The 440-nt window shown below is 66.8% G+C and carries 1 protein-coding gene; it reads right to left on the reverse strand.

Going from position 1 to position 440, the window contains the following annotated elements:
* Positions 1-91 precede the first annotated feature (91 nt).
* Positions 92-440: HNH endonuclease signature motif containing protein (locus HH308_RS29375; RefSeq protein ID WP_170197832.1), on the reverse strand; the 349-nt coding region annotated here is incomplete at its 5' end.

Below are 440 nucleotides of genomic sequence, written 5' to 3' on the forward strand. Positions count from 1 at the left end.
ACTGGGCAGTCTGCGGGCATGGGTGTGTCGACGCCTGGTGTGGGCGTCGTCGGTGAATGTGGTTGTGGGGGTGGCGTTTTCGTTGGCGGGTCTATTCGCGTTGCGGCGGAGTCGGAGTCGCGCCGTCGGGTGGGGGTGGGGCGGGTGCTGCAGTGTGGTGTCGGGCCCAGATACGGCGGAGGATCACTTCGGGGAACAGCGTGTTGTTCACCTGTGGCGTGCGGGTGGGGTCGGTGGGGTCGATCCAGCCGACCCGGCCTTTGTCGGGGCCGGTGCGGATCACGATGGTCTTCCACTGGGCACTGCCGGGGCCTTCGCGCCGGTTGTCGTGCCCGCACGCGGCACCTAGATTCCCGATGGTGGTACGCCCGCCGTACTCCCATCGGTGCACGTGATGGGCCTGGGAACCGAACATCGACGCCGTACATTTGGGTTTGGTA

The organism is Gordonia asplenii (assembly GCF_012933505.1).
Lineage (GTDB): Bacteria > Actinomycetota > Actinomycetes > Mycobacteriales > Mycobacteriaceae > Gordonia > Gordonia asplenii.